At 52.6% G+C, this 23331-nt stretch carries 22 protein-coding genes; 13 read left to right on the forward strand and 9 right to left on the reverse strand.

What is annotated here, in order from left to right; all coding sequences use genetic code 11:
- Positions 1–271 precede the first annotated feature (271 nt).
- The 7 genes from ABLW18_RS06875 to ABLW18_RS06905 all read right to left on the reverse strand — a co-directional run bounded on the left by ABLW18_RS06875 (position 272) and on the right by ABLW18_RS06905 (position 6424).
- Positions 272–613 (reverse strand): hypothetical protein, encoded by a 342-nt coding sequence (locus ABLW18_RS06875; protein WP_347824093.1) that lies wholly within the window; start codon positions 611–613, stop codon positions 272–274.
- A gap of 242 nt (positions 614–855) precedes the next feature.
- A complete protein-coding gene (locus ABLW18_RS06880) occupies positions 856–2289 on the reverse strand; it encodes an amidase (protein ID WP_347824094.1) in 1434 nt (477 codons plus the stop codon).
- A gap of 11 nt (positions 2290–2300) precedes the next feature.
- Complete coding sequence (gene sulP, locus ABLW18_RS06885) at positions 2301–4067, reverse strand: sulfate permease (RefSeq protein ID WP_347824359.1); 1767 nt, start codon at positions 4065–4067, stop codon at positions 2301–2303.
- 84 nt (positions 4068–4151) lie between these two features.
- Positions 4152–4577, reverse strand: coding sequence for a TIGR01244 family sulfur transferase (locus ABLW18_RS06890; protein WP_347824095.1), 426 nt, complete (start codon positions 4575–4577; stop codon positions 4152–4154).
- A gap of 61 nt (positions 4578–4638) precedes the next feature.
- On the reverse strand, positions 4639–5523 hold the full coding sequence (locus tag ABLW18_RS06895; RefSeq protein ID WP_347824096.1) for an MBL fold metallo-hydrolase: 885 nt from the start codon (positions 5521–5523) through the stop codon (positions 4639–4641).
- A gap of 36 nt (positions 5524–5559) precedes the next feature.
- Positions 5560–5985 carry a YeeE/YedE family protein gene (locus ABLW18_RS06900; protein WP_347824097.1) on the reverse strand — a complete coding sequence of 142 codons (426 nt, stop codon included), beginning with the start codon at positions 5983–5985 and terminating at the stop codon, positions 5560–5562.
- 4 nt (positions 5986–5989) lie between these two features.
- On the reverse strand, positions 5990–6424 hold the full coding sequence (locus tag ABLW18_RS06905; RefSeq protein ID WP_347824098.1) for a YeeE/YedE thiosulfate transporter family protein: 435 nt from the start codon (positions 6422–6424) through the stop codon (positions 5990–5992).
- A gap of 198 nt (positions 6425–6622) precedes the next feature.
- On the opposite strand from ABLW18_RS06905, the gene ABLW18_RS06910 reads away from it, so the two are divergent.
- From ABLW18_RS06910 to ABLW18_RS06920, 3 genes are all read left to right on the forward strand, one after another.
- A complete protein-coding gene (locus tag ABLW18_RS06910; protein WP_347824099.1) occupies positions 6623–7090 on the forward strand; it encodes a TspO/MBR family protein in 468 nt (155 codons plus the stop codon).
- Between the two features lie 74 nt (positions 7091–7164).
- Entirely contained in the window at positions 7165–7764 is a 600-nt protein-coding gene (locus ABLW18_RS06915) for a response regulator (protein WP_347824100.1), read from the forward strand.
- A 368-nt stretch (positions 7765–8132) separates the two neighbouring features.
- Positions 8133–8972: a cobalamin-dependent protein gene (locus ABLW18_RS06920; RefSeq protein ID WP_347824101.1), complete on the forward strand. Its 840-nt coding sequence runs from the start codon at positions 8133–8135 to the stop codon at positions 8970–8972.
- A gap of 9 nt (positions 8973–8981) precedes the next feature.
- Here ABLW18_RS06920 and ppsR read toward each other — a convergent pair whose 3' ends face one another.
- Together ppsR and ABLW18_RS06930 are read right to left on the reverse strand one after the other, a co-directional pair.
- A complete protein-coding gene (gene ppsR, locus ABLW18_RS06925; RefSeq protein ID WP_347824102.1) occupies positions 8982–10385 on the reverse strand; it encodes a transcriptional regulator PpsR in 1404 nt (467 codons plus the stop codon).
- Between the two features lie 81 nt (positions 10386–10466).
- Positions 10467–11114 (reverse strand): hypothetical protein, encoded by a 648-nt coding sequence (locus ABLW18_RS06930; RefSeq protein ID WP_347824103.1) that lies wholly within the window; start codon positions 11112–11114, stop codon positions 10467–10469.
- A 381-nt stretch (positions 11115–11495) separates the two neighbouring features.
- On the opposite strand from ABLW18_RS06930, the gene bchF reads away from it, so the two are divergent.
- Genes bchF through puhC form a run of 10 tightly spaced genes read left to right on the forward strand, consistent with a single transcriptional unit; the run spans position 11496 to position 23327 of the window.
- Positions 11496–11984 (forward strand): 2-vinyl bacteriochlorophyllide hydratase, encoded by a 489-nt coding sequence (gene bchF, locus ABLW18_RS06935; protein ID WP_347824104.1) that lies wholly within the window; start codon positions 11496–11498, stop codon positions 11982–11984.
- On the forward strand, positions 11981–13264 hold the full coding sequence (locus tag ABLW18_RS06940) for a ferredoxin:protochlorophyllide reductase (ATP-dependent) subunit N (protein ID WP_347824105.1): 1284 nt from the start codon (positions 11981–11983) through the stop codon (positions 13262–13264). The genes bchF and ABLW18_RS06940 overlap by 4 nt, the downstream gene beginning before the upstream one ends.
- Positions 13261–14811, forward strand: coding sequence for a ferredoxin:protochlorophyllide reductase (ATP-dependent) subunit B (bchB, locus tag ABLW18_RS06945; RefSeq protein ID WP_347824106.1), 1551 nt, complete (start codon positions 13261–13263; stop codon positions 14809–14811). The genes ABLW18_RS06940 and bchB overlap by 4 nt, the downstream gene beginning before the upstream one ends.
- On the forward strand, positions 14801–18346 hold the full coding sequence (locus ABLW18_RS06950) for a cobaltochelatase subunit CobN (protein ID WP_347824107.1): 3546 nt from the start codon (positions 14801–14803) through the stop codon (positions 18344–18346). Before bchB ends, ABLW18_RS06950 begins: the two co-directional genes overlap by 11 nt.
- 33 nt (positions 18347–18379) lie before the next feature.
- On the forward strand, positions 18380–19276 hold the full coding sequence (gene bchL / locus ABLW18_RS06955) for a ferredoxin:protochlorophyllide reductase (ATP-dependent) iron-sulfur ATP-binding protein (RefSeq protein ID WP_347824108.1): 897 nt from the start codon (positions 18380–18382) through the stop codon (positions 19274–19276).
- Positions 19276–19941 carry a magnesium protoporphyrin IX methyltransferase gene (gene bchM / locus ABLW18_RS06960; protein WP_347824109.1) on the forward strand — a complete coding sequence of 222 codons (666 nt, stop codon included), beginning with the start codon at positions 19276–19278 and terminating at the stop codon, positions 19939–19941. Before bchL ends, bchM begins: the two co-directional genes overlap by 1 nt.
- Positions 19938–21365, forward strand: coding sequence for a PucC family protein (locus tag ABLW18_RS06965; protein WP_347824110.1), 1428 nt, complete (start codon positions 19938–19940; stop codon positions 21363–21365). Before bchM ends, ABLW18_RS06965 begins: the two co-directional genes overlap by 4 nt.
- 18 nt (positions 21366–21383) lie before the next feature.
- Positions 21384–22157 (forward strand): photosynthetic reaction center subunit H, encoded by a 774-nt coding sequence (gene puhA / locus ABLW18_RS06970; RefSeq protein WP_347824111.1) that lies wholly within the window; start codon positions 21384–21386, stop codon positions 22155–22157.
- 58 nt (positions 22158–22215) lie between these two features.
- The gene (puhB, locus tag ABLW18_RS06975; RefSeq protein WP_347824112.1) at positions 22216–22854 is read left to right on the forward strand and encodes a photosynthetic complex putative assembly protein PuhB; all 639 of its coding nucleotides are present in this window, start codon (positions 22216–22218) and stop codon (positions 22852–22854) included.
- A gap of 5 nt (positions 22855–22859) precedes the next feature.
- On the forward strand, positions 22860–23327 hold the full coding sequence (puhC, locus tag ABLW18_RS06980) for a photosynthetic complex assembly protein PuhC (protein ID WP_347824113.1): 468 nt from the start codon (positions 22860–22862) through the stop codon (positions 23325–23327).
- Positions 23328–23331: the final 4 nt, after the last annotated feature.

The raw sequence follows: 23331 nt of genomic DNA on the forward strand, positions 1-23331 counted from the left end.
TCAGCAGGAATGATTTGCCCGTTCTCAAGATCTTCGGAGCTGCGAAGAATAGCTTTATAATCAAGCAACAGTCAGGCGATGTCATGACCCACGGGCGCTGGTTGGTTTTTTGATATATTGGTTCCGGTCAAACAGGTGCCATCAAAGATGAGATTGCGCATATGAAAATTGCCATATTGAACCGCAGATACAGTCTGTTAATTGGAATATTTTACCGCGAGCTCAGATAGCCGTTCAACCCCGTTCAAAATAAGAGGTTTGGCGACAACTTTCAGGTCTCCAGACTGAATTTTTCTCCCAGATCATGGTAGTAATTCACCGCATGCTTTGGCTGAAAAATGCGGATCTCAGAGACTTTGGTTCGATGATAAGTATCCAACCATTCTCCAGCCATTTGCAACAGTTCAAGCTGCTTGGCGATATCCAAACACATGGGTTTGATTAGAGACACGCGCCCAGTGCGTTGAAAGGCGCGAGATGCTTTTCCCAACCGCAGATAATGCGCGGCAAAGGCGGCCTGTGCGCGGGGGTCGCAGTTGCAGCCGATATTTGAACAGCCCGTGGTTTGGGTGCTCGACCAAATAAGAAATACGGGCCCGATCTTTCTCTTCATGTTTTGACAGCAACACATAAGAGCAGCGCACAATAGGCAGCTGAGCCTCCTCCAAAACACCTGGCCAGGCTGCATGGGCGGCTTTCTCAAGTTGTGTTATGGGGTCTTCGAGCCACATGGCGGCATTCCATTAAATAAATTGCAAAATTTAAAATATACTAGACGAATCTAGAGCAGCGATTGGTGTGATTTTATACAAATCTTAATGCGGCATTGACCAGTAAAACATGCGTTTTTTTAATTTACGAAGGAATTATGGGATCGATCGGGCCAAGTGGGCCGCCGCATGTTAATTCGACCTGGCGCGCTGCGGCCAAAAGCGTGGCTTCGCCCCGCGGCTTCCCGATCAGTTGCAGCCCCACCGGCAGGCCGCGTGGGCCGCGTCCTACGGGCACGGATATTGCCGGCAGGCTGGTGGTTGTAGCCAGAAAGGCAAAGCGCAACCAATCCATATAGTTGGTCAGCTCAACACCGCCCACATGGCGCACCCACTCTTCAGAGGCCAAATGCGGCATGCAACCCACCGTTGGGCAAGCAAGCACGTCGAATGTCTCAAACAAACTTAGCATATTGTTGAACAGGATGGAGCGATTCAGATTGGCGGCGATAATATCTTCGATAGTCAACGCCTGTCCAAAGGCAGTGTTTTCAGCCAGGGTAGATTTGAAATGTGCCTGGACCTCTGGGGGGAGACGTTTTGCTGCTGTGGCCCACATAAGTCCGCGCAGCGTGTGATAGCTGCGCTCAAGATGAGCAAGATCTGGGCAGGTCTCTTCGATGCGGGCGCCATTTTTCTCAAGTTGTCGCATCACTGCCGCAAGGTGCAGGGCCATTTCGGGATCGACCTGTCCAAAGCCTCCCAAATCCGGGGCAAAGGCAATTTTCAGCTTCCCCTCGGCGCGAATGACAGCCTCCTGATAGGGAATTTCAGGCGCAGGATAGGAAATCGCGATCTGTGGATCAAAACCTGCCATTGCATCTAAAAACAATGCGCAATCTCTTACGGAACGGGCCATCGGGCCCTGCACCCCTTCAATAATGAAAGCCGTGTCCTGTCCTGGTCCGCCGGCAATGCCTGGACTTGGGCGCAAACCTACGATGCCGCAATAGGCGGCTGGGGTGCGCAGGCTGCCGCCGTGATCGGACCCTTGGCTCAGCCAAATTTCCCCTGCGGCCAAAGAGGCTGCCGCGCCGCCTGATGATCCGCCTGGATTGAGTGCGGTATTCCAAGGGTTTCGGGTTTGTCCGAAGACATCATTGAATGTATTGCCGCCTGCGCCGAATTCGGGCGTGTTGGTTTTGCCCAAAATCACTGCCCCGTGCCGTTCCAATTGATCCACCAAAGGATCATTGTGTTGCGGTATAAATTCCGTCAGCCCTTTGGTTCCGAAAGTTGTGCGGACATTGGCGACGGCGCTGAGGTCTTTGATCGTGATCGGCAAGCCCGCCAGACAACCGGCCGGGGCGGTGTCTTGGTTTGATAAATCCACAGCCCGCGCGCGCGCCTCACACAGGGTGGGTGTGGCATTGATCATTGGGCCAGTCTGGTCAATACGCGCCACAGCCGCATCTATCAGTTCTGCCGAGGAAATTTTTTTGGCTTTCAGCAGGTTGACAATTTCATGGGCTTCAAGTCCACAAAGTTCTGGCCCAGTGAATAACGGATCTGATGTCATTATATGCACCCTTAACGTGATAGCTTAATGACTGCATCATAGGTGGAGATGGCTAAAGTCAAAGGGATAAGTTGGTCCATAGCCCGTTTTTGGCTCAAAAAAATGTCTCCCGTGAGCTGCGCAAGAAACTCCGTTCCCGTTAATCGGTCCATGACCGGCCCCTTCACCTCTGACAGATGGAAGGACACGCCCATATCTCGAAGCCGCGCATTTACCACTTCTAAGGAGTCTAGCGCGCTCATATCAATGTCATTGATAGCGGAACACATTAAAACCACATGCCGCAATTGTGGCTGCTGTGTGGCGCGTGCAAACAGGTGATCTTCCAAGAAGCGCGCATTGGCGAAATAGAGGCTTTCATCCACGCGAATTGATAAAATATGAGGTTGGGTGATGACATCGTAGCGCAGAATATTTCGGTAGTGTTCCGAATTTGGCACTTGCCCCACGGTTGCGATATGGGGTCGTGAGGATTTGTAGAGATGGATCAAGATCGAAACCAAGACGCCCGTGATCACCCCAGTTTCAACGCCCACAGCTAGCGTTCCAGCCATAGTGGCTGCAACGGCAGTGAAATCTGCCTTTGAATAACGCCAGGCTTTCCCCAAGATCTTAAAATCCACCAAAGAGAGCACGGCGACGATGATCGTTGCGGCTAAAGTGGCTTTGGGCAGAAAGAAGATGAGGGGTGTTAGAAATAGGGAGGCAAAGATCAGGCCCACTGCCGTATAGACTCCGGCCGCTGGTGTTTCGGCGCCTGCATCGTAATTGACGACCGATCTCGAAAAACCGCCCGTTACGGGAAAGCCAGATGTAAGGGACGCACCAATATTGGCGGCGCCAAGGCCGATCAGCTCTTGATCTGGATCAATACGTTGGCGTTTTTTTGCCGCTAGAGTTTGCGCTACGGAGATGGATTCTACGAAACCAATGACAGAAATCAATATGGCTGACGTCAGAAGGCTGCTCCAGAGATCAAGTGAAAATTTTGGCAATGTGAGGGGCGGCAAACCCTGTGGGACCGCGCCTACAATATTTACGCCCAAGCTTTGCAGGTCGAGCAGCCACACCACTGCGGTGGTGGCGACAATTGCGGCAACTGGCCCCGTCTTTGCCATGATTTTGGCCACAGGCTCGGCGAGGCCCAGCATCACTAAGAGCGGCAGCAAACCTTTGCGGACCCAGAATAGAAAGGCTGTTGTAAGGCCTCCAATCAGGGTGGTGATCCAATTGATGTCCTGTCGATATGCCCAAAGAGACTCTGCCAATTGCAACAGATTATGGCCCTCGGCCTGAATGCCGAAAATGGCCTTTAGTTGACTGGCAGCAATGATCAGCCCGGAGGCTGTGATAAACCCAGCGATGACAGGATGTGACAGGAAGTTCGCCATGAAACCCAGGCGAAATACCCCCATTGCGACCAAGAAGATGCCTGACAAAAAGGCCAGGGCGATGGCGGCAAAGATATAGTCTTCACTGCCTGGAGCGGCGATGCGTGAGATTGAGGCTGCGGTCAGCAAGGACACGACGGCCACCGGGCCGACGGCTAAAGATCGGCTTGTGCCGAATACTGCATAAAGTGTGATGGGCATGATGGATGCGTAAAGACCCATTTGCGGTGGCAGGCCTGCGAGCATAGCATAGGCCAAGGACTGCGGAATTAACATGATGGTCACAATCACCGCCGCGGAGAGATCATTGGTAAATGACGCGCGATTGTATGTTTTGCCCCAAGTCAGAATTGGCAGATATTGGGTGAATATCGCTGTGAGTTTCATGTCAGTGTTCCGGTCATGATCGGCGGGTGGTTGGCGCATGTCACGATTTTTGCGCGCAACCGGTTTTACGGTGAGAACGCTGCTCTAAAGGGCGGCCGCGGAGAGCCTTGGGGTGAGTGCGGTCAGATCATGTCCAGCAGATTTTGCGACTGCAAGAATATCATCCACGGATTGCCCAAATTGGGCTTGATGCAAAGCCCAAAGGGCGGTTGCGCGCATGCCGCTGCGGCAATAGGCGAAAATGGGACTTGGGCTTTTTGTGACCATATCCGCAAATTCCGCGATTTGCGCGTCAGAAATTTGACCGGGAACGATGGGCAGATAATGCGCTGCAATCTCCAAAGACGTGGCCTGCGTTTTCAGGGCTTCAAATGCCGGTTGACCGGCCCCCTCGCCATCAGGGCGCAGACAAATAACTGATTTGATGCCAGAGATTTGAAGATCTTCGATATCATCAATTTCAATCTGGGGTCCAACATAGAACTGATCCGAGAGCTTTTTCATAGACATGGCTTATCCTTTTGCCGCGATTGTTAATCGGGCAATTGTGTTTCAAAAGTGAGCGGCGGTTTTACAAAGAGTTGATTGGAACTTTCAGGCTCGGGCGCCCTTCGTCATCTGTAGGAACTTCGCCCGCTCGCATGTTGACTTGCAGGGCTGGAATGATCAGCTTCGGCATTACCAAGGTGGCGTCGCGCTCGGTGCGCATTTTCACAAAGGCATCGCGGGTTGCACCGCCACCAACATGGATGTTGAAGGCGCGTTCTTCTGCCACGGTGGTTTCCCACTGAATATCGCGCCCATTGGGCCCATAGTCGTGACACATAAACAAGCGCGTTTCATCTGGCAGGCTCAACACTTTTTGGATGGAATCATATAAGATCCCCGCATCACCACCGGGAAAATCCGCGCGCGCAGACCCCCCATCAGGCATGAATAATGTGTCGCCAACGAAAGCTGTATCCCCCATGACATGCACCATACAAGCTGGGGTATGTCCGGGCGTGGCGATGACGCTGGCTTGCATTTGTCCCACGTGATAGCTGTCCCCATCTTCAAACAGCGCATCAAATTGTGATCCATCACGTTGGAAAGCGGTTCCTTCATTGAAGATCTTACCAAAGGTCTCCTGCACCTGAATGATTTTCTCACTGATCCCTATTTTGCCGCCCAACTTCTCTTGCAAATAGGGCGCAGCGGAAAGGTGATCGGCGTGCACATGGGTTTCGATGATCCACTGGAGCTCTAGACCACGATCTTTGATCGTTTTGATGATGTCATCGGCGCTTTCAAAGGTGATCCGGCCAGCCGCATAATCCATATTCATGACGGAATCGATGACGGCGCAGGCATTGCCGCTCGGCTCCTTTACAATATAGCTGATGGTGTTGGTCTGCGCATCAAAGAAGGCCGTAACCTCCGGCTGGTCCAGGGTGCTCGGTTTTGTATCAGACATTGGATCGCCTTTCTGGATAACCTGTAATCGCAAAGTTTAAACGCGGCTGTCTCGCCGTTGAAGAACGTATTTGGATGCGGCCATCCCTGTCAACATTGTGGCGACAAAGATCAATGTGCCTTCAGCGGCCAGTGGCAGCGCAGTCATTGCTGGACCGGGGCAGAATCCGCCCAAGCCCCAACCCACACCGAATATCGCAGAACCTGTAATTAAACGTGCGTCCAAATCGGTGCGGCTGGGCAGATGGAAGACGTTGTTGAAAAATGGCTTATTGCGGCGGATGACCAACCAAAATCCAGGCATGGTGACAGCAATCGCGCCGCCCATAACGAAGGCAAGGCTTGGATCCCATGTGCCGAAGAGGTCAAGGAAATTTTGGACCTTAGCTGGATCGGCCATGCCCGATAGCAAGAGACCGAAGCCAAACAAAAGACCGGAAATGAGTGTAAGGAGATTTTTCATGGTCCTAGCTCTCAAAAACATGACGAAGCAACAAAACGGCAACAAAGCCGGTGCTCATGAAGGTTAATGTTGCAAAAATGGAGCGACTGGAAAGACGAGAAATGCCGCATACCCCGTGGCCACTTGTGCAGCCATTGCCCCAGACCGATCCAAAACCGACCAGAACGCCGGCCAGGGCCAAAAGCGGCAGGTTATTTGAAACAGTTTGTAGCGGGGCTTGACCGTTGATTGTGATCCAAAGGGGTGCGGCGAGTAAGAGACCGATTATAAAGATCAGACCCTGCGGGAGTGATTGATCTTTGCTGGCGGGGGGCAGCATGCGTGAGAGGATGCCGCTGATCCCAGCAATACGACCATGGGTCGCCATCAATAAGACTGCTGAAGCACCGATAAGGCCGCCTCCCAAAAGTGACAGAAGTGGTGTGAACTCGGTTTCCATAATTGGCCCCTTGTTATGCCATATTTGATATTCCAATTTTCATATATAAACGATTGATAATATACAAGCGTAAAATTACACTCTTTCGCAGGATGGGCTCACACCAGTCGGTACGGCGCGATAAGGCCTATTGCCCAGCCAATGAATTCGCTGGTCACTCGGCGAATTGCTCCCTATGTATTAAGAATGGACGTTCTCGTGTTTGTTATTTTGTTGGGCACATGTTTTGCCGCTGGCGCAACTGGGGCATTGTTTCAACCTGGAAGCTGGTATCAGGCGCTCAGCAAACCTGTCTGGACTCCGCCCAACTGGGCTTTTCCGTTGGCATGGACGACCATCTATTTTTCCGTTTCCTTCGCGGGCGCTCGCGTGGCAGATATGCAGGGCAACGCTGTTGCCCTAGCCTTTTGGGCTATGCAGGCAGGGTTCTCGACCCTATGGACACCGGTGTTTTTTGGGCTGCGGCGATTGCGTGGTGCGCTATTGGTGATGTTGCCACTGTGGCTATCGGTATTCGGAGCGACCCTAGCTATGTTTGAGCTGGATTGGGCCGCTGGCCTGGCATTTTTGCCCTATATGATCTGGGTCACCGTAGCTGCTGCATTAAACTACCGGGTTGCACAGCTGAATCCCACGGTTGCACCCCGAGACCTGTCAGCGGATTAACCTTGTGATGGATTTATCGCCATTCCTTGCATTTTGCGGCTCATTTTTATCGGTCATATCGGTGGGGTTGGCGCATGCCGCATGAGCGGATTTCGATCTATGTTGTTGATGGCGATTCATGGGCGTTGGAAACCCACACAGCAGTGTTGAGCGCAGCGGGTCATACCACGTTTCCCTGCAACTCTGCTGAGCAATTTTTGAAACTGTTTGATATAGAAAGTAAAGCCTGTGTGGTTATGGAGCTGCGGTTGCCTGGAATGTCGGGCAGCGAGCTGCAGGATTATCTAGCCTCCAACGGGCTGGATATTCCAATCGTGATACTAACAGCTCATGGCGACGTGCCCCTCGCGGTGAAAGCTCTGCGGGCTGGAGCTGTAGATTTTATCGAAAAGCCGGCGCCTGACTCTCGATTATTGGAGGCCATCGGCACTGCTTCGGAGCTCATATTTGACAGAGAGCCAAACCGTCTTTCGCAGCAAATCATTGCACAGCGTTTGCGTTCCTTGACGGAGCGCGAGCGCGAGGTTTTAGAACATCTCCTTAAAGGAAAGCTGAACAAAGAGATCGCTGTGGACCTAAATGTGAGCCAGCGCACAATCGAAGCGCATCGTGCCCGCATACGCGAAAAGACACAGGCACGCCGGATTGTAGATTTGGTCCGAATGTTTGGTTAAGGGCAGAAACTAAGTATAATTACCTAAGTACTTTCCCTAATTATGCCACAGTCCGTTCTGTGCTCTAAAGATTTTGTCGGTGTCGATGCGTTTGCTCGGACATTGGCAAAGAATACGAGCTTCTACTTAATAAATGAAAGCCTTATGATTTGGCCTTCAGCCTGAGTTTATACGATAACGTGATTTTTTGGAGGATGAAATCGAGTTTTAACATGGAACCTGCTGTATGGGAGTATTGCTACAAAGGATTGTAGCCCCCAATTGATTTGAAATGAGCGGCCCTCTCGCCAAGGTAACCGTCATTTCGTAATCTGATGCAGCGTGAGTACCGGTCTCCATGTGGGTAACGAGTGATAGGGGACACATGAATGTCGAAACAACAAGGCTCCGCTTCAGGAGTGCAGTCGACAGATGCCTTCGAATGGGAAGTGTATCACAATAGCGAAACAAATATATTTGAACTCAGCAAAAAGCTGCCGGAAGACCTAGTTGCCAGCCTGGCGCGAGAGGTAATTTTGCGCGTGGCATCAAGGACTGTAGCTGCCGGCGCGGCCGCGCGCCCAGTGACGCAAGAGGCGTTGCTGGCATTCAGCACGGCGCTCGCGTCCGACAGTCCCAAAAGCGCCGCAAAGATCATTGCTGCGGAACGCAAAGCTGGTCGTCCGGTGGAGGACATCTACGTCAATTTCTTGGCGCCAGCTGCGCGACAATTGGGCGATATGTGGAACAGCGATCACATCACATTTGCGCAGGTGACGGTTGGCTCCGGTCGCATTTTTGCGATTATGCGATCAATGCGGCACATGTTTAAAACTGCTGCCCTACCCGATGAGCCGGAGGTTATTTTCGCCTCTGTGCCGGGCGAGACTCACACGCTTGGGGTTCGTATGGCAGCAGATTTTTTCCGAAATGATGGATGGAATATTTCTCTACTGGTGGGCCTTTCCCATGATGATCTGCTTGCTGAAATCTCTCAGATTTCCAGCCACATCATAGGTCTTTCATTCAGCGGTGAACATTCGCTTGAAGCGCTGTCACAGCTGATTGTCGCGCTTCACATTTGCGCGCCGCATCTGTCAATTGTGGTTTGTGGCCATGAGGCCGAAGAGTTTCGCGCTATTTTGGACCTCATGGGTGTCGATGGGATCGCCGCAACCATAGAAGAGGCAAGGCTGCATTTCACGCGGTTGTCACAGGCTGAGGGGTAATTTAATCTCTCACACCAGGTCGTATTTCCGTAATTTTACATAGAGTGATTGCCGTGACAATCCGAGCATCTCGGCTGCGGCGACGCGGTTGTTCGAGGTCATGCCAATCGCGGTTTCTATACACATTTTTTCAACCACATCGGTGCTGCGCGCGACAATATCCTTGAGTGATTGGCTGCCAATTAGTTCAACAACGGAGTTAATCTCTTCTTTTGACATTTGACTGGAGGACGTCGAGACCGCCTCGACACGACGGGCATTGCGCAGGAGCAGCACACAAATTGGTTCACGTTCTGTGCGGACTTGTGTGGTCGAAATGTCGACGGGGCGCTCGTCGCCATGTTCGTTTAAAATCTTTGTCGAATAAAGCCGCATCTTACCAGTGCGGCGCGCGCTTTCTAAAATTACATTGAGATCGACTGACCCACGGGAAAAGAATTCGGACATGCTGCGCCCACTCAGTGTTTGCGGATGAGTCACATTGGCCAAGGAGACAAAGGCCTCATTCGCACTCATTATCTGGCCTGACATATTTACAAACACAATTGGGTCGACCCCCTTGTGGAAAAAACTGACCAAATGGGTTGCGAGTAAATCAACGGGCTCTAGGGTCGAATCCTCGGGCTCAATTTTACAAAGCAACATTTGCGAGGTTGCGCCGCGAAACAAAGTTGGATTGAGACGGTAGGACTGGCCACCCAGCGCTGATTTGGCCAAAATGGCAGTCATCGAGGAATCCGAGGCGGCGGTCACCATTCGGTCGATCAGCCCCGTAAGACCTTCGTCTTCAAACTCCAAAGCGAAAGCCGCATCAATAAATTCATTGCGGGACCGTCCGAGCAGAACCTCCGCGGCGCTATTGCAAGATGAAATCAGGCCCGTTTCAAGTGCGATGAACACTGTTGCGACGTCTGATGATTCCATCAATACCCTTAGTCTGATTTCATGATCCCGACGGGCGTCATAATCGTTCTCAAGAGCAATTTGTGCTTCTACCAGCTGTTGCTGCATTTCTGCGACGGGCCGTAAATCCGATCCTAAAAGCAATGTAGACCCGTTTGCTGCGGCGCAATGATAGGTGTATCGGACGGGCAATTCGGCTTGCTGATCGGTGGCGCGATGGTTCAACTCGACGGGGCGCGTTTCTTGTTGGCCCTCTTTGAATTCTGCGAGCCGGGCCTCAAACTTTGGTACAGACTCTTTGGTCAGCGTGTCTTTAAATTGCTGACCATGCCACGTAGCCAAATCCAATCTGGGCGCCAAAAAAGGGCTGGACATGGTGTGGGTGATCTCGCCATCGCGGGAGATGACAAAAGCAAAATCGCACAGCCGCGAAATTACGTCCGCAGTGGCAGCCTGATCCAAATTTGGGATAAGGCGCTCGGACCATTCTGTTTTACCAAGCGACGTCATTTGCAAAAGCCCTTCGTTCGATTTGCATTTCTAGATGCACCCACGTGGCAATCGTACTGTCAAATACCTGGAATTTAACTTTCAAAAGCATTGAGCAACCGCGGCTTTCCAATCGTTGGATATGTAATCTGCTCCCGTAACCGCATCAATGTTAATTTGAGCGCTTAGAATGCCGCCCCCCAAAATAACCTTTGCTGTGCTCCAATTACATCTAACATTTGAAATTATTTCAGATAATTTTTCGGTACTGCTGTCTGCTGACGCAGAAATAAACACGCCGTCGAATTGCTCAATTGCCCCCACCTGATGAACTCGACTGGCTGTGACATCCATCTCCAGCTTAACGCGCGCGCCAAGACATCTTAGTATCTTGCCTAGGATAATCGCACCTAATGTATGTTGTGTTCCTTCCGGAACGATAATTAACAAACTCAATTCCTTACGCAGCCGACTTATGCCGGCCGGAACCTCTGTTTCAGAAAGACCGTGCACCGCGATCTGTAGGCGACTTGCGCTGAGCGTCATGGAGAAGAAGGACAGGTCATCTTCTTCCCAAGCGACGCCCAATTGTCGGACTGCAGCGGGTATAATCTCTGAAAATAGGATAAAGTCTGAAAAGCCCACGGTCTGTAGCTCATGAATGGCAATAGAAACGGCTGATCTTTTCGGATCAAGAGAAGCATCGACCAAACGTTGGGCCGCTTGGCTTGCGCTGATTGCAGGAACCAAGGGCGCAAGCCCGCCCAGCCTGCTGGCTTGACTTAAATTGCGCGCCAGAACCTTGATAGCAACTTGAGCGACCTGGGCAGCTTCATCCCCTATACTCACGAGATCTGTGTGTTGGTGATGAGTCACAATGACCTTCCGAATACTGCCAGCAGGCCACGATGACCTCAGTGCTTATCAAAGATGACAGAGATGCTCGGGTATCGCGGCCTAAATGTCAATAATTTGTTACATTTTGTGGGAAAACTTCGATAGATTCCGCAAATTTTTGAGAAAAGTAAAAATAATTAGACAGAATTTCTGACAATAAGTGTAAATCAAAGTTGACAGACTGCGCCGCGCCTGCCAAATTTTGACCAGCCTATTGGCGAATTGGAAAACCGTATGACAATGACCTCGTCACAAAATCTGCAACCCTCTGGCCTTTATACACAGGACCAGCGCAGTCGGCGTGACGCAACGGCTTGGACGGTGGTGCAAGGCGCTCTTGCGCCTTTGCAATTCCTGGTCTTTTTGGTCTCTCTCTTTTTGGTGATCCGTTACATGATCACCGGCCTGGGGTATGAAATTATGACCCTTTCAATCATTGCAAAAACCTTGCTGCTTTATCTCATAATGATCACTGGTGCGATTTGGGAAAAAGTTGTTTTTGGACAATGGCTCTTTGCACCAGCATTCTTTTGGGAAGACGTGGTCAGTTTTGGCGTCATCGCGCTGCATAGCCTTTATATTTATGGATTAATTCAAGGGAGCATCCCTGCGGATACTTTGGTGTGGATCATCTTGGCGGCCTATGCCTCTTATGTGGTCAATGCTGGACAGTTCCTGTGGAAACTGCGCGTCGCGCGCCTCCAGATGGAGGGCGCCTCATGACTGAACTTATGCCGCCACCGCCCGCTACGGGATGTCGAACCTCTCCGGTGTTGAAGCAGCGTGGTCAGCGCGAAGTGTTTTGTGGCTTGACCGGTATTATTTGGCTGCATCGAAAGATCCAAGATGCCTTCTTCCTTGTTGTTGGATCGCGCACATGCGCGCATCTGTTGCAGTCGGCAGCCGGAGTCATGATTTTTGCTGAGCCACGATTCGGGACAGCGATTCTGGAAGAGGCAGATTTAGCGGGGCTAAAAGACGCACAAGCGGAGTTGGACCGCACGGTCGAAGAGCTTCTGGCCCGGCGGCCGGACATTCGGCAACTCTTTCTTGTGGGGTCATGTCCTTCCGAGGTTATCAAGCTTGATCTGAACCGCGCCGCCGAGCGATTGACCCAGACCTATGCCCCGAAAGTCCGAGTATTGGAATATTCTGGCTCTGGAATCGAAACGACCTTTACCCAAGGGGAAGATGCCTGTTTGGCGGCCATGGTGCCCGTTCTGCCGAAAACCGATGCGCGGGAATTGATTGTCGTTGGCGCATTGCCAGATGTGGTCGAAGATCAGATGGTTGCGCTTTTAACTGATCTTGGCATTGGTCCATTGCGTATTTTGCCGGCCCGGACAATCGAAGATGAAATTGCCGTTGGCCCCAATACGGTTTTTGCCCTGACACAACCATTCTTGGGCGACACCCATGCGGCCTTAAGCCGCCGAGGTGCTCGCCATATCGCGGCGCCTTTCCCCTTTGGTGAAGAGGGAACCACAGCCTGGTTGTCGGCCATTGCTGAAGAGTTCAATATTTCCTGCGAGGTCTTTGATCGCGTGACTGAGGCGCCCCGTCGTCGGGCCCGGCACGCGATCGGCCAAGCCGCTGCACCGCTCAATGATAAATCCGTATTTTTCTTTCCGGATAGTCAATTGGAAATTCCCTTGGCGCGTTTCTTGAGCCGGGAATGTGGGATGACCGCGCTGGAAGTTGGCTCGCCTTACATCCACGACGCCTTGCACGGCCCGGATTTGGATCTATTGCCAGCGGGGCCTCAAATTTCTGAAGGCCAAGATGTCGATCTCCAGCTGGATCGCTGCCGCGCGGCGCATCCGGATTTGACCGTCTGTGGCTTGGGTTTGGCCAATCCGCTTGAAGCGGAAGGTTTCGCCACAAAATGGGCGATTGAGTTGGTTTTCACGCCCGTGCATTTTTACGAGCAAGCCGGTGATCTTGCCGCTCTGTTCGCCCGACCTCTGCGCCGCAAATCGATTTTGAAGGTGGCCGCAGAATGAAACTTACTGTTTGGACATATGAAGGCCCGCCTCATGTCGGTGCGATGCGTGTCGCCACTGGCATGAAAAAGCTTCACTATGTTCTTCATGCGCCGCAGGGCGATACCTATGCCGATCTATTGTTCACGATGATTGAGCGGCGCGATCACCGGCCGCCGGTGACCTATACCACATTTCAGGCGCGGGACTTAGGCGCGGATACGGCGGGCCTGTTCAAACAAGCCTGCCAAGATGCATATGACCGGTTCCAACCGGAGGCCATTATCGTTGGAGCGTCTTGCACTGCTGAATTGATTCAAGACGATCCTGGCGGTCTTGCAGAAACCATGGGGCTTCCCATTCCGGTCATTCCGCTTGAGTTGCCCAGTTATCAACGCAAAGAGAACTTTGGCGCGGATGAGACCTTTTTCCAATTGGTCAAACATTTGGCAAAGCCACAAGCTAAAACAGAGCGTGTCAGCTGCAATATTATTGGCCCTACTGCCTTGGGTTTTCGGCATCGGGATGATGTGGCTGAGATCACAAATCTTTTGTTCGAGCTTGGTATTGAGGTGAATGTCACAGCGCCGATGGGCTCTACACCCAGCGATATCGTGCAAATGGGAAAGGCGCATTTCAATGTGCTGTTGTATCCGGAAACTGGTGAAACTGCGGCGCGTTATTGTGAAAAAGAATTCGATCAGCCCTACACGAAAACCGTGCCTATCGGGGCCGGCGCGACGCAAGATTTCATTGCTGAGATCCGTGCGCTCAGCGGAAGCACTGCTCCGCTTGACAGTCAAGCTTTGCGGCAAACTTGGTGGTCGCGCTCAGTCGATAGCACCTATTTGACAGGCAAGCGGGTTTTCATTTTTGGCGATGGCACCCATGTCAAAGCCGCCGCGCGGATTGCGCGGGATGAGATGGGCTTCGAGGTTGCGGGGCTGGGATGCTATAACCGTGAATACGCACGCGACATTCGGACAATTGCCAAAGAGTTCGGTGTCGAAGCCTTGATCACAGATGACTATTTGTTGGTCGAAAAAACCATCGAAGCGCTACAGCCAGAAATGATTTTAGGCACGCAAATGGAGCGCCATATTGGAAAGCGGCTGGGTATACCTTGCGCAGTTATTTCTGCCCCGGTCCACGTCCAAGATTTTCCTGCCCGCTATTCGCCGCAAATGGGGTTTGAGGGGGCAAATGTAATCTTTGACACTTGGATTCATCCACTGGTGATGGGTCTTGAAGAGCATTTGCTGCACATGTTTCGTGAAGACTTTGAATTCAATGACGCTGCGGGTCCCAGCCATCATGGTGGGCACCAACCTGCAGGGATCGGATCGAACCAATTGCGCGTGGCAGCGACGGAAGAGCAGTCTGCTGTTCTAAGTACCGGCGGCGATGTGGCGATATGGTTGGCGGAAGCGGAAAAAGAGTTGAAAAAAATACCTTTTTTCGTCCGGGGCAAGGCCCGCCGCAACACCGAGACCTATGCGACCTCGCAAGGGTTGTCGGAAATCTCTGTTGATACCCTGTATGAAGCGAAGGCCTTTTATGCGCGATGAGCTGATATATCCTTCGTATAATGTCGTGCTAATGACATTGGACCGCCACGCGGCTGGTCCAGCAGCGCGGGCTTTGCCCAAGCTGGCGGCGGATTTTCCAGGCTTGCAGCTTAAAATACATGCCGCCGCGGAATGGGCCAAAGATCCAGCGGCCTTGGCCAGTGCTAAAGCTGATATCGAGACGGCGCATTTGATTGTGTCCTCCGTTCTATTTCTTGAAGATCATGTGCAGGCTATCTTGCCCGATCTAAAAGCGCGGCGTGCTGCTTGTGATGCTTTGGTGGGCATAATTGCCGATCAGGACATTGTGCAGCTGACCAAAATGGGCGACCTCGACATGATGCGGCCCGCTTCTGGCGTCATGGGGTTTTTGAAGAAGCTGAAACCAGCGAAGAAATCTACCAGCACAGGCGAAGGCCAGGCCAAGATGCTGCGCCGAATTCCCAAAATTTTAAAGCTTATTCCTGGTAAGAGTCAGGATCTGCGGGCGTGGTTCTTGACCATGCAATATTGGCTCGGCGGATCTGATGATAATATCGAAAGCCTCGTGCGCTTTTTGATTTCGCGCTACGCATCTCGGCTGGAATGGCGTGGTGTTGCGGCTCCGGCTCCGGTTGAATACCCTGAAGTGGGTCTTTATCATCCAGACCTGCCCGGCCACCATATCACCACAGATATAGCTGATCTGCCACAAGCGGGTACTGGCCCAACCATTGGGCTGGCCATGTTGCGCAGTTACATTTTGGCCGGAGACACGGCGCATTTTGACTATGTCATTCGGCGCTTTGAAGCCGCGGGAATGCGGGTCATACCGGCCTTTGCTGGTGGGCTCGACAGTCGACCAGCAATCGAAGCCTATCACATGGGCAAGATCGACGCTTTGGTCTCTCTGACCGGATTTTCTCTGGTTGGCGGACCCGCCTATAATGACAGCGAAGCGGCGGTTGAAACCCTCAGCGGGCTCGACGTTCCCTATATTGCGGCGCAACCTTTGGAATTTCAAACCCTGTCGCAATGGGCCAATGGTGGCCAGGGGTTGAGCCCGATTGAGGCGACAATCCTAGTGGCTTTGCCCGAAATTGATGGCGCCACAAACCCAACAGTGTTTGCAGGTCGGCACGGGCCGGATGGCTGTGACGGATGCGCTTATGCCTGCGCAGCGGCGGGCACCGTAAAAGCCATGGCGCCCTGCCCAGAGCGTATTGATGCTTTGGTGGAAAAAACTCGAAATCTTGCGGTTTTGCGCCGCAAAGAAAATTCTGAAAAAAATGTTGGAATCGTGCTTTTCGGCTTTCCGCCCAATGCAGGCGCGATTGGTACAGCGGCCTATCTCTCGGTGTTTGAAAGTTTACATAATACTTTGCAGACAATGGCTGAAAACGGTTACGATGTGACCCCACCCGAAACTGTTGACGACCTGCGCAAGGTCATTTTGCAAGGGAATGCATCGATCTATGGGCAGGAGGCCAACGTCGCGGCCAAGGTTTCGGCCGATTATATCGTAACGCATACGCCTTGGTTAAACGAGATCGAAGAGATTTGGGGTCCCGCGCCAGGGCGCATTCAGTCCAATGGCAGCGACCTTTTCATTCTCGGTGCTCAGTTTGGAAAAGTTTTCGTCGGCGTACAGCCAACCTTTGGTTATGAGGGCGATCCCATGCGCCTTCTCTTTGAGCGCGGGTTTGCGCCTACCCATGCGTTCAGCGCGTTTTATCAATTCATGAAGCATCAGTATAAAGCCGATGTGCTATTGCATTTTGGCATGCACGGGGCGTTGGAATTTATGCCGGGCAAGCAAAACGGCTGCGGTGGCAAAGATTGGCCAGATCGGTTGATTGGCAATATGCCCAATATTTATCTTTACGCAGCCAATAATCCGTCAGAGGCCACTTTGGCGAAGCGCCGCAGCAATGCGATTACCATAACCCATCTGACGCCGCCGTTGCAGGCTTCCGGTCTTTATCGCGGTCTTGCTGATTTGAAAGACAGTCTCAGCAAGTGGCGAGCGTTGCCGCCGGGCGATGCAGCTGCCAAGCCCTTGGAGGCGTTGATTGCGGCTCAGGCTGAGATTGTGCATCTGGATGGCACAGATTTGAACCGGCTTTGGATCACTCTTTTGGAAACAGAAGATGCTTTGATCCCCGACGGGTTGCACATCATTGGTCAAAAATTGCCTGAGCATAAAATCGAAGCTCTGTTGGATTTGATGTGCTTTGACACCCCACAAGCGCGCCAGATCGCCAAATCGCATTTGCAAGGCAGCGACGAGCTGGATGGATTGATGCGGGGCTTAAACGGCCAATTCATCAAGCCGGTTCCTGGCGGAGATGTGATCCGTGCGCCAGATATCCTGCCGACGGGTCGGAATATTCATGCCTTTGACCCCTTCCGAATGCCGACAGCTTTTGCCATGCAAGACGGCGCGCAGCAGGCGGAAGAGTTGCTGCGAACTCATGAGGGGTTGCCCAAGACTGTTGCATTGGTGCTCTGGGGATCTGACAATATTAAATCTAACGGTGGGCCGATCGCACAGGCGCTGTCTTTGATGGGCGCCAAGCCGCGCTTTGATGCAAATGGCCGTCTTTGTGGCGCTGATCTGATCTCTCTTGAGCAGCTGGGGCGGGCGCGGATTGATGTGGTCATCACCCTCTCGGGAATTTTCCGGGATCTATTGCCGCTGCAAACTAAAATGCTGGCTGATGCCGCCTTGCAATGTGCGATGGCCGATGAGCCTTTAGAGATGAATCCCATTCGCGCCCATGCTCTCGAGTTTGCCCAGGCACAAAACTGTAGCCTAGAAATAGCAGCGCTGCGGGTCTTTTCTAATTCCGAAGGCGCCTATGGTTCAAACGTGAACCAATTGGTCGACAGCTCCGCTTTTAAAGACGACAGCGACTTTGCAGATGCCTACCAGGCGCGTAAAAGTTTTGCCTATGGCAAGGATGGCGAGGCCAGTCAGCAATCGCAATTGCTACAAGACACGTTAAAGAATGTGGAACTTGCCTATCAGAACCTCGAATCCGTTGAGCTTGGGGTCACCACTGTGGATCATTATTTTGATACACTCGGCGGCATTGCAGCGGCTGTGAAACGCGCCAAGGGCGGTGTCGAAACACCCGTCTACATCGGAGATCAAACCCGCGGTGGCGCGCAGGTACGGACCCTGCGTGAACAGGTGGCGTTGGAAACTCGCGCCCGCAGTTTAAACCCAAAATTTTATGAACCGCTCTTGCAGCATGGTCATGAAGGCGTGCGTGCCATTGAGGCGCATATCACCAATACCGTCGGTTGGTCTGCGACGACAGGGAAGGTGGATGAATGGGTGTATCAAGAGCTGTCTGAAACATTTGTTTTGGATGAAGACATGCGCAAACGCCTGTCCGCCTTGAACCCACAAGCCTCCATGCGCATGGCAAATCGCCTGCTAGAGGCGTCAGATCGTGCCTATTGGAAACCAGACGAAACCACTTTGGCCGCGCTGCAAAGTGCCGCGGATGCCATTGAAGATCAACTTGAGGGCATTGCAGCCGAATGACCCAAAACGCAGTTATAGGAAGGGACTACAGACATGAGCCCACTTGATAGAAACATTCCCAATTTGACCGGTGACGGCGAAGGATCGGTGCAGGTGCATCAGGACGAAACCGCGAAAATTGATGGTGCAAAAGTATTCAGCGTCTACGGTAAGGGGGGCATTGGCAAGTCAACCACCTCGTCAAACCTTTCGGCGGCCTTTTCTAAAATGGGAAAGCGCGTGCTGCAAATTGGTTGTGATCCCAAGCATGACAGCACCTTTACTTTAACCGGCACGCTGCAACCCACGGTGATTGATATTCTCAAAAGCGTGGATTTTCACTCCGAAGAACTGCGCCCAGAAGATTATGTTGCAACGGGATATAATGGTGTGAAATGCGTAGAAGCTGGCGGGCCGCCCGCGGGAACTGGCTGCGGCGGCTATGTGGTTGGGCAAACGGTGAAGCTGCTTAAGCAACACCATATGCTTGAAGACACGGATGTTGTGATTTTCGATGTCCTCGGGGATGTCGTTTGCGGCGGGTTTGCAGCGCCGTTGCAGCATGCCGATCGAGCTTTGATTGTCACCGCCAATGACTTCGACAGCATCTATGCGATGAACCGGATAATTGCTGCGGTTCAGGCGAAATCTGCCAATTACAAAGTGAGGCTTGCCGGCTGTGTCGCCAATCGGTCGAAAGATACGGATGAGGTGGACAGGTATTGCAAGACTGTGGGGTTCAACCGAATTGCCCATATGCCAGATCTCGACGCGATCCGCCGGTCTCGGCTGAAAAAGAAGACTCTGTTTGAAATGCCCGATGATGAAGAAATCGTCCAGGTCCGCAAAGAATATTTGCGTCTGGCCGAAACGCTTTGGAACGGCACGCTGCCACTTGCACCGGCGCCATTGCCTGATCGCGAAATCTTTGAACTGCTGGGATTTGATTGATGACCTACGAATCGACCCGCAACACGGTTGAAACTTACTTTGATCGCACGGCGACAAAGACCTGGGAGCGATTGACCTCTGACGCGCCTGTGTCGGGCATTCGCGCCACTGTGCGCGCGGGGCGTAACCGGATGCGGCAGCTCTTGCTGTCGCAATTGCCTGCGGATTTGCGCGGGGCGCGCGTGTTAGATGCGGGCTGCGGCACAGGGGCTTTGGCCTTTCAATTGGCCCAGGCTGGCGCAGATGTTGTGGCGGTGGATATCTCGCCAAAGCTCATCACGATAGCCAAGCAGCGCCAACCCGCCGAAGTCAGCGGCTCGCTTAGGCTGATGGCTGGCGATATGTTTGATCCGGGCCTAGGGCATTTCGATCATATCGTGGCAATGGACAGTTTGATCTATTATTCAGCTGAAGATATTGGCGCGACCCTCGATCGGGTGAGTAGCCGTATATTGACAAATATGGTCTTCACGGTTGCGCCGCGCACGCCGCTTCTTATGGCGATGTGGCGGATTGGCAAATTTTTCCCTCGTGGCGATCGCTCGCCCATGATGGTTCCACACCAAGCGGCACAAATTGCCAAGTCTACCGTGGGTAAGATCAGTGACATTGATCGGGTGACGTCTGGATTTTACATCAGCCAAGCTTTGGAATTCCGCCCATGATCCCAAAGAGTGCTGTCAAAACCCTGACCTTAAGGATGTTGCCTTTCGCCGATGCGGCCAGCGATGAGCTGCCGCTTGGGCAATTGTTGCGTCTATCCTTGTTTCAAATTTCTGTGGGCATGGCAGCGGTGATGTTGCTTGGCACCTTAAACCGGGTGATGATTGTTGAGCTGTCGGTGCCGGCCTTTATCGTGGCGACGATGATTGCAATTCCCGTGCTGATCGCGCCTTTTCGTGCGCTTCTTGGGTTTAAGTCTGACAATTACCGCTCCGCAATCGGTTGGAAACGCGTGCCCTATTTGTGGTTTGGCAGCCTCTGGCAGTTTGGCGGATTGGCGATCATGCCGATGGCTCTTTTGGTTTTGGCCGGAGACTCAGCAATTGATGCGGGACTGTTTGGCGAGATTGCCGCAGCGCTGGCGTTTCTTTTGACTGGGCTTGGAATGCATATGACGCAAACCGCAGGGCTGGCTTTGGCCGCTGATCGCGCAACCGAACAGACTCGCGCAAAAGTCGTTTCAATGCTCTACGTTATGTATCTTGTGGGAATGGGGGTTTCAGCCGTTATCATTGGTACGTTGCTGCATGATTACTCCTCGTTACTGTTGGTTCAAGTGGTGCAAGGCGCGGCGGTGTTCACCATGGTTTTGAATGTTATTGCTCTTTGGAAGCAGGAAAAAATGGCGCCGATGAGCCAGGCTGCACGCCAGGCGCCGAAGGCCAGTTTTCAGACCGCTTGGGCGGACTTTACCGGTCAAACGACGGTGCGGCGGCTAATATTCACAATTTTCGCCGGCACGGTTGCTTTTAATATGCAAGATGTGCTGCTCGAACCCTATGGCGGCGAAATTCTTGGCCTTTCCGTTTCGGCGACAACGCAGCTTACCGCCATGTGGTCTTTGGGCGCTTTGATCGGTTTGGGCCTGTCGGCGCGATGGCTGTCGCGATCAATTGATCCCATTCGTATTGCGGGCCGGGGAGTTGTTGTCGGCATCTTCGCTTTTGCGGCAGTTCTTTTATCCTCTGTTTTTGGCTCGCCATTTTTGTTTTTTTCAGGTGCCTTTTTGATTGGGCTGGGTGGCGGTACCTTTGCAGTGGCGACCCTGACTGCCGCCATGACCATCAATGTGCCTGGAGCGGCTGGGCGTGGATTGGCGCTGGGCGTTTGGGGCGCTGCGCAGGCCACAGGCGCAGGCCTGTCCATTTTTTTAGGTGGCGCTATTCGCGATATGATCACGCAAGCGGCGCATAGCGGCATTTTGGGCGACGCCCTTAACACCCCGGTTGTTGGGTATTCGGTCGTTTATCAAATTGAGATCGCTCTACTCTTCATTACCCTCATCGCCCTTGGCCCGATTCTACGGACCAAAGGCATCAGTGCAAACACACCGCAGCGCTTGGAGCTGACGGATTTTCCGACTTGATAGTCAAAGGAGACGACCATGGTAGGCAATGAATTTTTCGGTAATTTTGATCTCGCAAGCGCTGCGATCTGGATGTTCTGGATCTTTTTTGCTTTGCTTGTTTATTATCTTCAAACAGAGAACATGCGCGAAGGATATCCGCTGGAGGCCGATGATCCCTCTGGATCTGCCCATCGCGGCCTTTTTTCCCTGCCTGGTGACAAGACGTTTCACCTGCCCCATGGGCGCGGTGACGTGACTGTTCCCTCCGGTCAACGTGGGGATCGTTCAGATTTAGCACTTGAAGCCACCTCTGATGCGACTGGCTCGCCTTTTGTACCAATCGGCGACCCGATGCTCGCTGGTGTTGGGCCAGGCGCATGGGCTCCGCGTCAGGATCACGCCGAGTTGGACGCGCATGGTCATGCCAAGATCAAGCCCATGTCACAGCTCGATGATTTCCATGTTTCAGCTGGCCGTGATCCACGGGGTAAACCTGTGGTGGCGGGCGACGGCGAGGTGATCGGCCGTATCAATGATATGTGGATTGATGTGCCAGAACAGATGGTGCGTTACCTAACTGTGGATCTCAATCCAGAGGGCACGGGCCAGGCCCGCCTAATCCCAATCAATTTTTGCAAAATTAGCGAAGACCGGGTGACGGTTCGTTCAATTTATAGCGCCAATTTTGCAGGAGTGCCTCAGCACAAGTCGACTTCAGAAGTCAGCTTGCTCGAGGAAGAAAAGATCATGGCTTATTACGGCGGCGGCACACTTTATGCCGATCCTGAACGCTCAGAGCCAAAACTGTAAACGACCAACGCTGGGCCGCAGCCACGGCCCAGCGTTCAGACGATAGGGGACTAAAGACATGAGCCACGACGATTTTAATTTCGAACCGATCCGCGGATTGCCTGAAGCATTGCCCGCTGACGAACATATCCTCTGGCAAGGGCGGCCTAACAGCCTGCGGCTGGCCAAGGATGCTTGGGGCCTCAACTGGGTGGTTGGGTATTTCATCGCCCTGGCGGTGATCCGAGTTATTACCGTATCGGATATGATGAGCCTGACGTCTGCTATGGCGCAGGGCATTCCGTTTCTAGTGGCTGGCGCGTTGACGGCCTTAATCTTATTTGGGGTGGCAACGGTACAAGCTCGAAGCACGGTATATACGCTTACCAATAAACGTGCATGTCTGCGCATCGGTGCTGCGCTGACGATGACATTGAACCTGCCATATGTGTGTATCGGAAATGCACAAGTGGCCTTGAGAAAGTCGGGTTTGGGCACAATCACTTTTGAGCTCATCGGTGAGACTCGCTTGTCGTATCTAATGACCTGGCCGCATGTGCGCCCATGGCACATGAGCCGCACCCAACCGGCCTTCCGATCCATACCAGATGCTGAACGGGTCGCAGCCCTTTTTGCAGAGGCCGCCGAGACACGAGTGTCAATGCCGAAGGTCGCTCAGCGCGACTATACCAAAACAGACAGCATCGCTGCGGAGTAAAGCTCATGCCCACCACCAACTCACTTGCCGCTCAAATGAAACACCGAGATCGGGACATGGTGCCCAAGGTCTTGGTTCAAGCGATGTTCACTTTGATGATCGCCGCAGTCGTTCTTGTCGCTTATGCCCGGCTTACGGACCGTCCTGTTATTGGCGTGGCCCCACACAGCGATATCGTGGCGGAAATTCCGATCACTTTGGTGGGTAATAGGAGTGATGGCGTGGCGGTTTTGGACGCGACGGGCAGACAGATTGCCCATTCCAATGATCATAAATCTGGGTTTATCGATGTGATTTGGGTCACCACCACGCGCGAACGCATTGTGCACAACGCAGATACGCAAGCGCCCCTGCGCTTGGTGCGCAGAGCAAATGGGCATGTGGCCATTCTTGACGACACAACCGGCTGGTCGATCGAATTGATCGGATATGGCCAAGACAATGTCGCAGCTTTCGCCAAGCTGATCGACTGAACCA

This window comes from uncultured Planktomarina sp. (assembly GCA_943788425.1).
In the GTDB taxonomy this organism is placed as follows: Bacteria; Pseudomonadota; Alphaproteobacteria; order Rhodobacterales; family Rhodobacteraceae; genus Planktomarina.